Raw genomic sequence first — 14,565 nt, forward strand, 5'->3', positions numbered from 1 at the left:
TATGGAGCCGATGAAGGGAGTTGAACCCCCAACCTATTGATTACAAATCAATTGCTCTGCCATTGAGCTACATCGGCGTCAAGATTTTCCATGCAATTTCAGCACCTGTTTTTTGTCAATCACTTTTCTTGCTGCACTCTATGTCGTAACCGAAAATCCCGGTTCGGCTCAAACAATTTGCCACCCCATTTTTTGTCAAGAAGACCTTTTTCTGCTTTGCCGAAATTCCTCTCCCCTGCCCGCTGAGAAGATGAAAGGAAGCTTTTACCGAAGATACACCCATGCCAATTTCTCAAGCTGCGCGAATCCGCCCGACATCCCTTGCTTTCACCTGGCGGGCAAATCCCTTTTGATAGTGGTATGTTGAGCGGAATTGACAGGAATCACTTATCTGGATAGCCTCTATTCAGATAGAGCGGATTGCGCTGCCATCATCCCAGCCCGATGTCCTTGCTAACAAGCGGATCGATGCGGTCTGGCCATAAAGGCCCTATACTATGTTACGGATGCGCCTCCCGTATAATACCCGCATTTGATGCGAGCATCTTGCGGGAAGCATGGGAGGTGGATGGAAGCGAGCGCTCAGGGCCTGGCTGACAGGACATTAGGATGGGTCAGCATTTCTTTTGCCTCCTGGCTTTACCCATTCGGTTTTGAAGATAGCCAAAAAAAGGGACCCGCGTGAAACGGGTCCCGATTGAGATTTATTATTGTGGAAGTGTTCGTTACTTAATGATCACCATCTGAGCGCGGCGGTTCTCTTGTTTGCCATCCGCCGTTTCATTCGAAGCGACGGGAACCTTGGAGCTGTAGCCCTTGCTTTCGATCTGTTCAGCGTCCACGCCTCTGGCCACGAGGTAGTCTTTCACCACCTTGGCCCGGTTGTAGGAAAGCGGTTCGTTGATTTTGTCGCTACCTGTGGAGTCGGTGTGCCCCTGGATTTCGATCATGATCTCGGGCAGCTTTTTGAGGGCTTCAGCCACGCGGTCCAGGAAGGGTTTGTCGCCGTCGCGGATAGTGTAGAGGTTGGTGTCAAAATGCACAGTGTGTTTCAGCAGGTCCTGCTCCAATTGATCGAGGATGGGGTTGCCCTGTTCTGGTTCTTCCGGTTTGACGGCTTCTTTGACCGTTCCGTTCACAGGGAGGTTGAAAGTCCCGGCGCCAGGGCTGGCGTGAGAGATATTACCTTCAAATTTACCGGTTTGGGCTCCGGTGAGGCGAACCAGGATATCTTTGTCAAATCCTGCCGGAACGTTGACAGAAGTCTTCCAGGTCTTGCCGCCGTCGATCGAGATCTCAAATCCCTTCGGCGCGTCGATCATGATGTCGCCAGTGAGGTTGTTGCCCTTTATCTTGTAGCTTTGGGCAGCGGAGGGAGTTCCCACTTCGGTGGAAAACGTGTTTAACTTGCCTGTCTGCAAGATGATGGAGGGAACTTCCGGCGCAGTCACGGTGCCCGTCACCGGGACGTTTAAGGTTGGCACGCCAGGGCTGGTGTGGCTGATGTTTCCGCTGAAATCGCCAGGATTGGAACCGGTCAGACGAACCAGGATATCCTTGTCGAAGCCAGCCGGAACGCGCATTGAACTGGCGTAGGTCTTGCCGCCGTCGAGGGAAAACTCAAAGCCCGCGGGGGCGTTGATAACGATGTCACCTGTGAGGTCTTTGGCCTTGATCTTGTAGCTCTGGGGCGCGGAGGGAGTTCCCAGCTCGGTGGAGAAAGTGCCCAGGCCGGATGAAACCAGCGACAGGGTGGGCAACAGGGGTTCGCGAACCACGCCGTTCACTGGCCAGGACAGACCGCCCGTACCTTTGCTCTGGTGGCCGATGCTGCCATCGTAAGTCCCGGCTTTTTCACCGGTCAGGCGCACCCAAATATCACCGTCAAAGTCAGCCGGCACGCGGACCGATTTGGCCCAAACCTTGCCGCCGTCGATGGAAAGAACAAAACCTTCGGGAGCTACCAGATCAATGTCGCCTTTGAGGTTTTTGCCTTTCAGCTTGTAGGATTGGGCGGCGGAAGGAGTTCCCACCACGGTGCTGAATGCGTCCAGCTTGCCGTCATAGATCAGTTCCGGAACGGCGATCGGGGTGCCAAAATGGATGCCGAGGCCAACGTAGGGCGTGAGCAGGGCGTCATTTTCAAAATGGTTGCCCGCATTATCGGTAAGGTCAATGTTGTCCTTTGTGAAAAGGTCGTATTTGACTCCCAGGTCCAGAGTGGTGTTCCACTTGGAGAGGAAGGAAATGCCGGCCGCGGCGTGGGGCAGGGTGAAATGGCCCCTGAAGCCTGCCGGAACGCTGGGATTGCTGCCAACGCCATTTTCGTCTCTGCTGCCGTGGGTGGACCAGCCTCCGCCCAGGGCCACGAACGGAGAAATGCGCCTTACGAGGGCCTTTTCCTGAAAGTTAAGCGCGCCTGCCTTGGTGGGGCGCAGCTTCAGATACAGATTGATTCCTTCCAGAGAGGAAAAATAGGATTCGTTGGGATCGTCACCCTCAACTTCGACATTGGCGAACCATGGGCTGATACCTACGCCCAGCCAGTCTTTGATCATCCAGGCATCCCAACTGAGCGCCCAGGCGCCTTTCATTTTGTTGGTTCCCTCGATGTCATCTAATGGAATGCCAACTCCCCCTTCTATTGTGAGGGTGCTTTCAAAAGCATGGATCGCCGGCATTAGAGCCAGCAGCAACAGTGTAATAAGAAGAGTTTTGGATATTTTACTCATGTTTACCTCAATTAAATTAAGTTTCTCCCATTCGATTCCAAACTATGTGCCGGCAGCAATAATGTCAAGCACTAAATTTCCATTTTGCTTGCAACCTGTGTATTATATTCCACAAATGTCCCTTTACCCAGAATCAGATGCAATTGTGGAACCATAATTGCATTATGGTTTGTATCCCCTCAGACTGCCAAAAACTAACCGATTCCATATACAAGCATTTGAGGGATAATTACATAGCAGACCCGGGAGCTGATTCTCTGCCAAAAGGCAAGGATCGCCTTGGTTTTGGAGATTACATGAAACAGTTATTGCTACTTCTGTTCCTCGCCCTGTCAATTTCCGCGGGATTCGCGCAAATCACCGTTTTTTCTGACGATTTTTCCGATAATCAAAACACCGGTTGGACCACCGGCGGCCCGATCGGCTCCAGCGCCTGGTCCGTGAACCGTTCTGGAGTTGACTGGGGCGCCCGTCGCAACAGCAATCCGGCCCAACTGGAACTAACCAACGACGCCAGTGGAACAACCAATGCTGCAGGCTGGGTCTTTGCCCATGCTCCCACTTCAGGGTTTTCTGCTCCCTACAACACAACTCTGAGCAGTATTGACGGCCTGGTGACCTGGTACGTGAACCTTAGGCAAATCCGAACTGACCCGTCAGGTTTTGGCAGCGGAAACTATGGTGTGGCCTTCATCTTGGCAGGCACCTCCACCACCGCCAATAATAGCGGTACCGGCTACGCCCTGGCCCTGGGGCAAACCGGCTCGACCGACCCACTCAGGCTGGTAAAATATAGCGCCGGCATCAATTCCCTAACTAACCTCATCGTCAGCAACACTTCAGGACTGACTGATTTTGGCAATGAATGCCTGAGCGTAAAAGTCACCTACGACCCTGACACCAACACTTGGGAAATGTTCCTTCGTAATGACGGAACATCCGGTTTTGCCGACCCCAAATCCGGCACATTGGTTTCACAGGGAACCGCTATTGACGCAACCTACACTTCAGTCGCGCTTGAATATCTGGGCGCATACTGGCAGGGCTCCACATCGGCCAACCAGACCGCCTTTTTCGACAACATCACCGTTCAAGTCACGCCAAATTCCGCCGTTTATGTCTATCCCTCGGCCCTGAGCGGTTTTTCTTATATGGCAGGCTTGGGACCTTCTGAAGAGCAAAGCTTCACGGTCAGCGGAGTTAATATTGTTTCAGATATAAGCGTCTTGGCTCCAGCCCATTATGAGATTTCCGCCACCTCTAGCAGCGGATTTGGTCCCAGTTTGACTGTATCTCCGACCAGAGGAGATATTCCCCCCACCACAATCTATGTGAGATTGAAAGCAGGATTGGAAACGGGAACTTACAACGCTGAAAACATCAGCGTAAGCTCTCAAGGCGCTGCCACGGCGTATGTAACCTGCAGCGGTTCTGTAAGTTCCGGCGCGGCTCCTGAAGCACCGATAGCCACCTCAGCTACCTCTGTTGGACCTTCGAGTTTCACCGCCAACTGGAACACTGTCCCTTACGCCAGCAGTTACAGGCTTGATGTTTATACAGGATCGGATATCAGTGACCTCTTCTTTTCGGAGTATATTGAAGGAACAAGTAACAACAAAGCAATCGAAATATACAACGGCACAGGTGCTGAGGTTGACCTGAGCAATTACACCGTATATCTTTATTCAAATGGTGCATCTACGCCAACAAACACCCTAGCGCTGTCAGGAACCCTAGCTAACAATGATGTATACGTGATTGCCAACTCCCAAGCCAGCTCAACCATTATAGCAGTCGCTGACACTACATCTGCCGTTACTAATTACAATGGTGATGATGCTCTAGCATTATGGAACGAAACCACTGCTTCCTACTCTGACATCTTTGGCTGCATTGGTGAGAGGCCAACAAACCCGAGTTATTGGGGCACAGATCCTTATGTTACGGTTGAAAAAACTTTGGTGCGTAAAAGCTCCGTATCCGGTGGAGTTACCTCCAACCCAGCATCAGGATTCCCAACCCTAGCCACGGAGTGGGACAGCTACAGTCAAGACACCTTTACCTATCTTGGTTCCCACACCTATGGCAGCAAGGCCATCAGCTACGTTCCTGGTTACCAGAACCTCGATGTAAGCAGCGTCACAAGTTATCTGGTGACCGGCCTGAACGAGAACACAGATTATCATTACCGGGTGCGGGCAGTCAACCTGCACGGGACCAGCGCCAATTCCAATGAAATCGACGTAACCACCACTTCCAGCACAACGCCGATGATCTATGCAAACCACACTTTCGACCAGTTCAGTTCAACCGAGGGTGTTCCTTCCGCCGCGCAGCATTACCATCTTTCCTCAGCCAACTTAACTGGAAACATCAGCATCTCCATCCCAGCCGGATTCGAACTTTCCACCAACGGAGGGAGCAGCTATCTAACCGGCAGTGCCAATGTATCATCCTCCTTCAGCGGAAATGTCTATGTGAGGCTGACAGGCACCCCGGGTTCCTGGAGCGGAAACATAGTCCATTCCAGCCCTGGAGCTACTGACGTCAATCTTTACGTATCCGGTCGGGTAACCAGTGAAATCATTACCACGCCTACGGTTCAAGCCTCAAACATCACCGGATATCCAGCCTACACCTCCATCACGGCGGAATGGACCCCCGGCAACGGAACTTACCGCCTGGTCAAGGTCAACACAGCCAACAGCTTCAGTAACCCCGTGGACGGATTTACCTACCATGCCAACTCATATTACCTGGGCTCCGGCGAACAGGTGGTTTTCAACGGCGCCACCGAATACATCGAAGGCGAACCCTACAACGGAGTTATGGTCACCAACCTCAACCCAAACACAGTCTACTGGTTCCGGGTTTACGAATACAACGGCAATGGCATCGACACCAAATACCTCAGCTCCACCGCCACAAACAACCCCAAATCGATAACCACCACCTCGTCGGCGGGCAGTGGTTACTACGCAAACATATACGGCTACGGCACCACGATCAAAGGATTGCTGCACGACCTTTTGCGTACCACTCACACCACCCAATATTCCTATACATCCACAACAAATCAACTCAAGTACACTGACCAGGATCCCAACAATTCCAACAAGGTGATCGAGCTCTACACCGGCTGGAGCATCGATGGCGATTCCTATGGAAGCGATGCCACCGACTGGAACAAGGAACATACCTGGAGCAAGAGCCACGGAGGTTTTGGCGACACAGCCCCCGCCGGAACAGACTTGCACCATCTCCGTCCCTGCGATGCAACGGTAAATTCCTCCAAGAGCAACAAAGACTTCGACAATGGCGGAACGGCAGTAACCGATGACTCTCCCCCGCCCGGATATTCCGGTGCCACAGGCTGTTACCAGACCTACAACACTTGGGAACCCCGTCCGGAAGACAAGGGTGACGTGGCCCGCATAATCATGTATATGGCTGTGCGTTATGAGGGAACGGACACCTCCTATGATCTGGAATTGGTTGACCATGTTTATACCGACCAAAGTCAAAACCTTCCCTATTATGGAAAGCTGGCAACTCTGCTGCAATGGCATGTTTCCGATCCTCCCGACGCCTGGGAAATCCGCCGCAACAACAGGATCGCGGAGCGTCAGGGCAACCGCAATCCCTTCATAGACATGCCCGGTTACGCTGCCAGGATTTGGGCGCCCTGTCCGCTGTTCAATTCCGACATCACCGCCAACGGTTTCACAGCCAACTGGAGTGTTCCCATCACCGCCACCAAATACTATCTGCAGGTTGCAACGGACAGCCTCTTTACCAATATCGTTAGCGGTTACTCCAACTTGAACGTGAACCTGTCCACCTCCAAAGCAATCACCGGCCTAAACGCTGGCGGGACATATTATTACAGGCTCCGCAGCTATTTTGAGGACGACTACGGGATGTGGTCACCCTATATGCAAGTTGTGCTGGAAAGCCCTGTGACCGCGACTGCGACCATAACGCCCTCACAAACCCTGGAAGAGGTGAATCTCGATGGAGCGATCATCACTTTGACACTTTCCGATTCCACTTTCCACGACAACGTGCTGATTGCTGCCAATTTCACCCTAAACAACGCTCCAATGGGGCTAAGCGTACAAAGCGTCAGTTACGTCAATTCGACCACGGCAACCATCACGCTGGCTTACACCGGAGCGGATTTCGACGTCAATTATCCGGCTTTCTCAGTAACCATTGCTGCCTCAGAGATCAGCGTGGATTATCCTGTTACCAGCAACGCTGTTATCATCCACGCCCATGTGGAAGGAACAACCACCATCGCGCTGGAAGGGGCTTACCTCAAGCTAACAATTACGCCGGTTTCGGGCGCTCAATCCTATGTTGTTTATGGATGTTCCGACCCCTTCGGTAGCTATGGGCTGATCACTAACGCGGGAACCTTCGGCACCGGATCAGAAGCCAATGTCTGGCGGATTCCGGCTGATTACTTCACTGAAAACAGACATTTCTTCAAAGTATCCGCAATACTCTGAACACCGTCTGATGCAATATGCGGGCTGCCAGCCGCCAAGCCGGCAGCCCGTTTTTTTCGACCCTCTTTCAAGCCAGGTAGAAACAATCCGCGGACATCCTGGCGTCCAGCGAACGAAGTGAGCACGGACGACAGGATATGTTGTGGAAATCATCCACTGCTGCCGTCGATGCTTGTCACTTGCTCGACTCCAGCGTATAATCAGGGAGAAGCGACGCCGTCTGGCCGTTAAGGCCTTGCCCTGTGTTCCGGAAGCGCCTCCCGCACAATGCCCGCATTTGATGCGGGTATCATGCGAGAGGCGTGGGAGAGGGATGGACGCGGGCGCTCAGGGTGTAACCGACGGAAGGTTACGAAGAATGAGCAGGAAAAGTAACATCTGCCGGTAATACTCATCGAAGGAGCCAAACTGACCGCGAGAGCGTATGGACGGATATATTCATTGACAAAGAGGACAGCGCCGGAATTTATGGATTTTTGAGTGAAAATATCTGGAGTTATTGATGCAAGCATTATTTGGTGGAATCCTGGCCTTCCAGTGGCAACAGGCGGTGATGATCCTGATCGGCTTGGTGCTGATCTGGCTGGCCATCGCGAAAAAATATGAGCCGACCCTGCTGCTGCCAATCGGGTTTGGGACCATTCTCACGAATATACCCTTCTCCGCGGCTGTGGGAGAGCACGGACCGCTGCAGATCCTGTTCAATGCAGGCATCGCCACAGAGCTTTTCCCGCTGCTGATCTTCATCGGCATCGGCGCCATGATAGACTTCACGCCCCTGCTCAAAAACCCTTTCATGCTGCTTTTCGGCGCGGCGGCTCAACTAGGCATCTTCGTGACCTTTTCCGCTGCCACCCTGCTTGGCTTCAGCCTGAAACAGGCTGGCGCGATCGGCATCATCGGCGCGGCTGACGGCCCCACCTCGATTTACGTGGCCAACCGTTTCGCGCAGGACCTGCTGCCGGCGATTTCCGTGGCTGCCTATTCCTACATGGCTTTGGTGCCCATCATCCAACCGCCTGTGATCAAACTGCTTACCTCCAAGGAAGAACGCAAGATCCGCATGGACTACCAGGCCGGGGAAGTTCCCAAAGTGGTGAAAATCATCTTCCCCATCGCCATCACGCTGATCGCCGGGATTTTTGTGCCGGCTTCAGCGGCGCTGATCGGCTTTTTGATGTTCGGTAACCTGATCCGCGAATGCGGCGTGCTGGAAAGTCTGTCCAAATCAGCGCAGAATGAACTGGCCAACTTGGTGACGATCTTTCTGGGCATCAGCATCGCCTCCACGATGCGCGGAGAGGCTTTCCTGAGGCCGCAAACCCTTCTGATATTCATACTTGGGCTGGTGGCCTTCATTTTCGATACCGCCGGCGGAGTGCTCTTCGCAAAATTCATTAACCTTTTCCGCAAGAACAAGATAAACCCGATGATCGGAGCCTGCGGGATATCGGCCTTTCCGATGTCCGCGAGGGTTATCCATCAGATGGGGCAAAAAGAAGACCCCTTCAACTTCCTGCTGATGCCGGCTGTGAGCGTCAACGTGGGCGGCCAGATCGGTTCTGTGATCGCCGGCGGCCTCATTCTGGCGCTGTTGGGGAATGCATGAGCATTGATCTTGACGCTTTACTGGAGCAGGCCCAGGCCGCGATGGAAAAGGCTTACGCGCCTTATTCCGGGTTCCGGGTGGGGGCCGCTCTACTCTGCGCTGATGGCAGCGTGGTCACAGGCTGCAACGTGGAAAATTCATCTTATTCCCTGACCATCTGCGCCGAGCGCAATGCCCTCTTCGCCGCTGTGAATCAAGGCAAGCGGGATTTCCTTGCCATTGCCATCTATGTGGATTCTGATGAGATGTTCCCTCCCTGCGGTGCTTGCCGTCAGGTTTTGGCGGAATTCAGCCCCCGCCTGCAAATCCTCTATGCCAATCGCCTTGGCAGCATCAGCAGCGACCTGGAATCCCTCCTGCCCCAAGCATTTAGCCTAAGAGAAGAATGAAATCCAGCCTTCCCGAATTGCTCCATTGCCGGGTCTGCCCCCAAAACTGTGGCGTGAACCGTTACGAAGGCACAGGATTCTGCGGAGCGGGAGCATCAATCAAGGTAAACAGCGCGCACCTGCATCACGGCGAGGAACCTGTTCTCAGCGGCACCGGAGGCAGCGGCACCATTTTCCTTTCCTATTGCAACCTTCGCTGCGTTTTTTGTCAGAACCACCAGATATCACATCTGGGCTGGGGCAGTGAGATCAGCGAAGAGGATTGCGCCGGGATGATGCTACGTTTGCAGAAAGCCGGAGCCCACAATGTAAATCTGGTCTCACCAACGCAATACACACCTCAGCTTGCTACAGCGATAAAGCTGGCTCGGGCCGGAGGCCTCTCTATCCCAGTGGTTTGGAACAGCAACGCTTATGAAACCGTCGAATCCCTTCAAACCCTGGCCGGGCTGGTGGACATCTATTTGCCTGACCTCAAATACGCGCATCCAGCCTATTCCCTAACATACTCCCAAGCAAGGGATTATCCAGCCATATCCTTGAAAGCCGTGCAAGTAATGCAGAGCCAGGTAGGTAAGCTTGTGATATCCAATAGCGGATTGGCCCTTCGCGGGCTTCTGGTGCGGCATCTGGTGCTGCCCAACCGTCTGGCCGGCACGCGTGACCTGCTCTACACCCTGCGCGAAACCCTGGGCGAGGGTGTTTCCCTCAGTCTGATGGCCCAATACTATCCTACAGCCGCGGCTCAAAACATCCCCGAACTGGCCCGCGGTCTTCATCCCGAGGAATACGCCGAGTCGCTGGATCTGGCCATGAACCTTGGTTTTACCGATGTTTACGCTCAGGAACTCGACCCCTCACCAGACTGGACCCCGGCTTTTTCACCGGAAAAATCCGGACCAGATGAACCCATCACCCATTTTCACGGAAAAACACATAATGCCAAATAGATTCAAAGCCATGCTTCTGGGCATGATCCTGCTCTCATGTTGGGCCTCTTTTCTTGGCGCCGACATCAATCTGCTCTACATGCCTGCCAAGATTCCCAAAAAACTGCCCACTCAAACCCTGGAAAACCGTTCCTACGTGGCGCTGGAAAAGATGAACACGCTGCTCCAATCCATGATCAGGGTTGAATACAGCGAGTATAACGACCACCGTATAAACATCTGGTACAATGGCCAGCAGTTCACTTTCATCACCAACTCGCCTTATTACAGTTTTGCAGAGGGTGTGTTCAACATGCAGTACCCCTTTTTGCAGATGGGTGCTGAATACTATCTTCCGGAAACCTTCTTCCTGCAGAACCTGCCGCTTCACTTCCCAAAGGATATCTATCTCAAAGACAAGGTGTTACACATACCCCGCCCAGTGGACAAAGGCGTGGTCCGCATCGTGCTTGACCCTGGCCATGGCGGTAAAGACCCCGGCGCGGTGGGGAAAAACGGGACCCGAGAAAAGGACATTAACCTGAACGTGGGCCTCATGCTGAAATCGATGCTGGAAAAAGAGCTGGGTGTGGAGGTGCTGATGACCCGCTCCGATGACCGCTTCATTCCCCTTTCAGGGCGAACCAAATTTGCCATGGACAAAAAGGCCGACCTGTTTGTGAGCCTGCACACCAACGCCTCCAAAAACCGCAGCGCAAAAGGCCTCGAAACATACTATCTTTCAACCTCTTCCACTTCCGATTCACGGGCCGAGGAAGCTCTGGAAAACGACGTGGTTGAGCTTTACGAAGGAGCCGGGGCAAAGAAAAAGTACGACGCGCTTGACTTCATCCTCAGCGACCTGAGCCAGACCACATATCAGGAATACAGCAACGAACTGGCAACCCTGGTCCAGCGCAACATGGTTTCAGGAGTGCAAGGCCAGGACCGGGGCGTGAAACAAGCCAGCTTTTACGTTTTACGAGGAGCCTTCATGCCCGCCATCCTGATCGAGATGGGATTCATCTCAAACCTCAACGAGGAAGCTGCACTGGCCAACAAACAGTATCAGGAACGCATGTCCCGCACCATCTTTGAAGGCATCAAGCGCTTCAAATACAGCTACGACAGGGTTCTCAAGACCAATTGAAGCATCCATGCCGCTGAAAGTGATGAAAGTCCAACCCCGCAGCCCAGCCGCCAAAGCCGGGATCAAGGACGGCGATACCATTCTCAGCATCAACGCCATGCCCATCAACGACTTTTTCGACCTTGAGTATTACGGCAACGATTACCAGCTTGAGTTTGAACTGAAGGGTTCAGACAGTAACTGTAGAATTCTCACCTTGCTGCGCCAGCCGAACAAGCCCCTGGGCATTGAGCCAGAACCCCACGAAGTTGCTTCCTGCGCCAACAGCTGCGTTTTTTGCTTCATCGACCAGTTGCCGTCCGGATTGCGCCCCACCCTCTATCAAAAAGATGACGACTATCTCTTTTCCTACGTATTCGGGAATTACATCACGCTGAACAACCTGAGCCCCACTCAGCTCAAACGCATTGTGAATCAGCATATCAGCCCGCTCTATGTCTCCGTGCATAGCACCGATCCCATGCTTCGGAAGAAGCTGATGCGCTACCGGACTGATTTTGACCTGCTTCAAACCCTGCGTTACCTTTCCGGCCAGGGAATCGACTTTCACCTCCAAATAGTCTGTGTGCCGCAATACAACTGTGGAGACCGGCTCCGCGCCACTCTCAGCGATCTGCTGGCTGGTTCCGTGAATGTTTTGTCCATCGGAGTGGTGCCAGTTGGCCTAACCGGTTTCCGGGAAAACCTTACAGAACTTAAGCCCTTCACAGCGGAGCTCGCGGCGGAAACCATCACCATCATCGATTCTTTCAGGCAGCAGGGCCAGCCAGTCCAAGCCGCGGACGAGCTTTACGTCATGGCAGGCCTGTCTGTTCCGGACGAACATTATTATGGGGATTTTCCCCAGTTGGAAAACGGGATCGGCATGCTCCGCCTCAGCAGGATGAATTTCCGCAGGCGCCGCAGTGCCTTAATCAAAGAGCTGGACAAAGCCGGGATGCCTTTAGTGATGCTGACCTCGCGTTCGGCAGAATCCACAATCAAAGAACTGGCCAGCAGGCTGGAACCAAAGCTGGAAAAAGCCTCTGTGCGGGTGAAAGCCATAGCCAACAACTGGTTGGGAGGCCAGGTTAGCGTGAGCGGTCTGCTCGCGGCGAAGGACATTCTGGAACAACACAATGCAACCGGAAACGAAGGCCTGATCGTGCCTTCCAATATTTTCAACCATGACGGGATTACCCTGGACGACGTTTCCCAGATCGAATTCCGTGACCTCTTGGGCCGGCCACTGCTAGTGGTGGACCAGTATTTCGAGGATTGGGAATGGATCTGACCAATAACACAATCATAACAATCCGACCTCAAAAACGGGAGAATAACCTATGAAACAAGCTGCACTGATAGTTTTGGCACTCATCCTGTTGCTGGCTTCCTGCATGAGTGAAGCCGACAAACTGGAAAAGGCGAATCTTGAACTCGGTTCAAAGAAGAATCCGATCAAGATGTATTTCGTTCCCTCGATGGAAGCCTCCACCGTGGTCACCAGCGGAGAGGCCATCGCCGCCTGGCTGGAACAGGAAACCGGATACAAATTCAAAGTGGCCGTGCCCACCAGTTATGCTGCCGTGGTGGAAGCCATCGGCGCCTATCAGGCCGATGTGGCCTGGCTGCCAACTTTCGCCTACGTGTTGGCTGAGGAAAAATACGAGGCTGAAGTGCAGTTCATGACAATCCGCAACGGTCTGAACAAATATTGTGGGCAATTCGTGGCCCGCGCCGACAGCGGCATCGACAGCCTGAGCCAAATCGAGGGAAAGGTGGTGGCATACACCGACGCGGCTTCAACCTCCGGCTACATCTATCCTTCCGCCATTCTTAAACAGCAGGGCATCAATCCAGCCAGATACACCCTCGCAGGAGGCCATCCGCAAGCAATCACAGCAGTTTACAACGGGACAGCGGACGCAGCCTGCACCTACTGGTCGCCCCCAGATGCCAGCGGCAAACCAATGGATGCCAGGGAAAAGTTGCTGGAGACCTATCCTGATGTCTTTTCCAAGCTGAAAATAGTGGCTCTCACCGATTCCATTCCCAACGACACAGTCACTTTCCGGCGAGGCATGCCTGACGAGGTGAAAACAAAGCTGGTGCAAGCTTTGGAGAAATTCGCCGGCACCAAGGACGGACAGGCCATCATGAAAGAGCTTTACGATATAGACGGCCTAACCCGCGCCACCGATGCCGATTATGACATTGTGCGCCAGACCCTTAAAGCGCTAGACAAAGACCCCAGGCAGTTTCTCAAAGACTGAGGCGGGATGGCTCAGCTCGAGATAAAAGACCTTCGCAAAACCTATGACCACAAGGTCTGGGCTTTGGACAAAGTCAGCTTCGATGTCCAAAAGGGTGATTTCATCATCCTGCTGGGCCTCTCCGGCAGCGGCAAGTCAACCCTCCTGCGCTGCATAAACAGGCTGATAGAGCCGGATGGGGGCGACGTCCTCTACGAAGGAAAATCGGTGCGCGCCCTGTCACCAACTCAGTTGCGAAGATACCGCCGCAGCATCGCCATGGTCTTTCAGCAGTTCAACCTTGTAAAAAACCTCAGCGTGCTCACCAATGTGCTCACGGGGCGGCTGGGATATCACGGCTTGCTGGACAAATACAGCGCCTCGGAAATCGACGCGGCCTACCATAATCTGGACCGGGTGGGCTTGAAAAAATATGCCAAGCGGCAGGTGAAAAGCCTCTCCGGCGGCCAGCAGCAAAGGGTGGCCATCGCCCGGGCCCTGATGCAAAATCCGGCTATTGTCCTGGCTGACGAACCCGTTGCCAGCCTCGATCCCGCCACCGCTGATTCCATCATGCAATATCTGGCTGAAATCAATTCCGAAGGCATCTCCGTGCTCTGCTCGCTGCATTTCCTTTCCCTCGCCCGCCGCTACGGCAACCGCGTTGTCGCACTCAAGGACGGGCTAAAGGTTTATGAGGGCCTGCCCGTCGAGATAGACAACGCCCGCTTCAAACAAATCTACGGCCAGGACGCGGAAGAGGTCTAAGCTCCCTTTCAGGCAAACTCTTCCGACATCCTGATCCCATTTCCGGCGCAAGCCTGATAAATTCCCTAAGCCGGAATAAGCCCGCTTCCCAAAAACCTGATCCGTCCTTAGCCCCATCACATTCGCCCCTTGCCTGCCTCCCTCAAGGCTCCCGCATTCCAGACGGGAGGTGTGCGGGAGGCCCAAAATAGGCGGACAGGATGGGGCTAAGGACGGAACCATCAGGTAATCAACTGACTTCCA

8 protein-coding genes, 1 tRNA gene and 1 pseudogene are annotated in these 14,565 nt (G+C 53.5%); 8 read left to right on the forward strand and 2 right to left on the reverse strand.

Annotated features, from left to right (window positions below):
* Positions 1 to 2 precede the first annotated feature (2 nt).
* Positions 3 to 77, reverse strand: a tRNA-Thr gene (locus tag GX466_04230).
* Positions 78 to 725: 648 nt separating this feature from the next.
* Positions 726 to 2,732, reverse strand: coding sequence for an OmpA family protein (locus GX466_04235; GenBank protein ID NLH93411.1), 2,007 nt, complete (start codon positions 2,730 to 2,732; stop codon positions 726 to 728).
* 137 nt (positions 2,733 to 2,869) lie between these two features.
* Between GX466_04235 and GX466_04240 the strand changes: the two genes are divergently transcribed.
* The 8 genes and pseudogenes from GX466_04240 (at position 2,870) to phnC (ending at position 14,322) form a co-directional block, all read left to right on the forward strand.
* Positions 2,870 to 7,246, forward strand: coding sequence for a hypothetical protein (locus GX466_04240; protein ID NLH93412.1), 4,377 nt, complete (start codon positions 2,870 to 2,872; stop codon positions 7,244 to 7,246).
* 502 nt (positions 7,247 to 7,748) lie between these two features.
* Positions 7,749 to 8,855: a sodium ion-translocating decarboxylase subunit beta gene (locus GX466_04245; protein ID NLH93413.1), complete on the forward strand. Its 1,107-nt coding sequence runs from the start codon at positions 7,749 to 7,751 to the stop codon at positions 8,853 to 8,855.
* Positions 8,852 to 9,244: a cytidine deaminase gene (locus tag GX466_04250; protein ID NLH93414.1), complete on the forward strand. Its 393-nt coding sequence runs from the start codon at positions 8,852 to 8,854 to the stop codon at positions 9,242 to 9,244. Before GX466_04245 ends, GX466_04250 begins: the two co-directional genes overlap by 4 nt.
* A pseudogene (locus tag GX466_04255) lies at positions 9,241 to 10,131 on the forward strand (radical SAM protein). The gene GX466_04250 and the pseudogene GX466_04255 overlap by 4 nt, the downstream one beginning before the upstream one ends.
* A gap of 52 nt (positions 10,132 to 10,183) precedes the next feature.
* Positions 10,184 to 11,323 (forward strand): N-acetylmuramoyl-L-alanine amidase, encoded by a 1,140-nt coding sequence (locus GX466_04260; protein NLH93415.1) that lies wholly within the window; start codon positions 10,184 to 10,186, stop codon positions 11,321 to 11,323.
* A gap of 7 nt (positions 11,324 to 11,330) precedes the next feature.
* Entirely contained in the window at positions 11,331 to 12,596 is a 1,266-nt protein-coding gene (locus tag GX466_04265) for a DUF512 domain-containing protein (protein NLH93416.1), read from the forward strand.
* Positions 12,597 to 12,645: 49 nt separating this feature from the next.
* Positions 12,646 to 13,575, forward strand: a complete 930-nt coding sequence (locus GX466_04270; protein NLH93417.1) for a phosphate/phosphite/phosphonate ABC transporter substrate-binding protein — start codon at positions 12,646 to 12,648, stop codon at positions 13,573 to 13,575.
* 6 nt (positions 13,576 to 13,581) lie between these two features.
* Complete coding sequence (phnC, locus tag GX466_04275; protein NLH93418.1) at positions 13,582 to 14,322, forward strand: phosphonate ABC transporter ATP-binding protein; 741 nt, start codon at positions 13,582 to 13,584, stop codon at positions 14,320 to 14,322.
* Positions 14,323 to 14,565: the final 243 nt, after the last annotated feature.

The sequence above is a fragment of the Candidatus Cloacimonadota bacterium genome (assembly GCA_012516855.1).
GTDB lineage: Bacteria > Cloacimonadota > Cloacimonadia > Cloacimonadales > Cloacimonadaceae > Syntrophosphaera.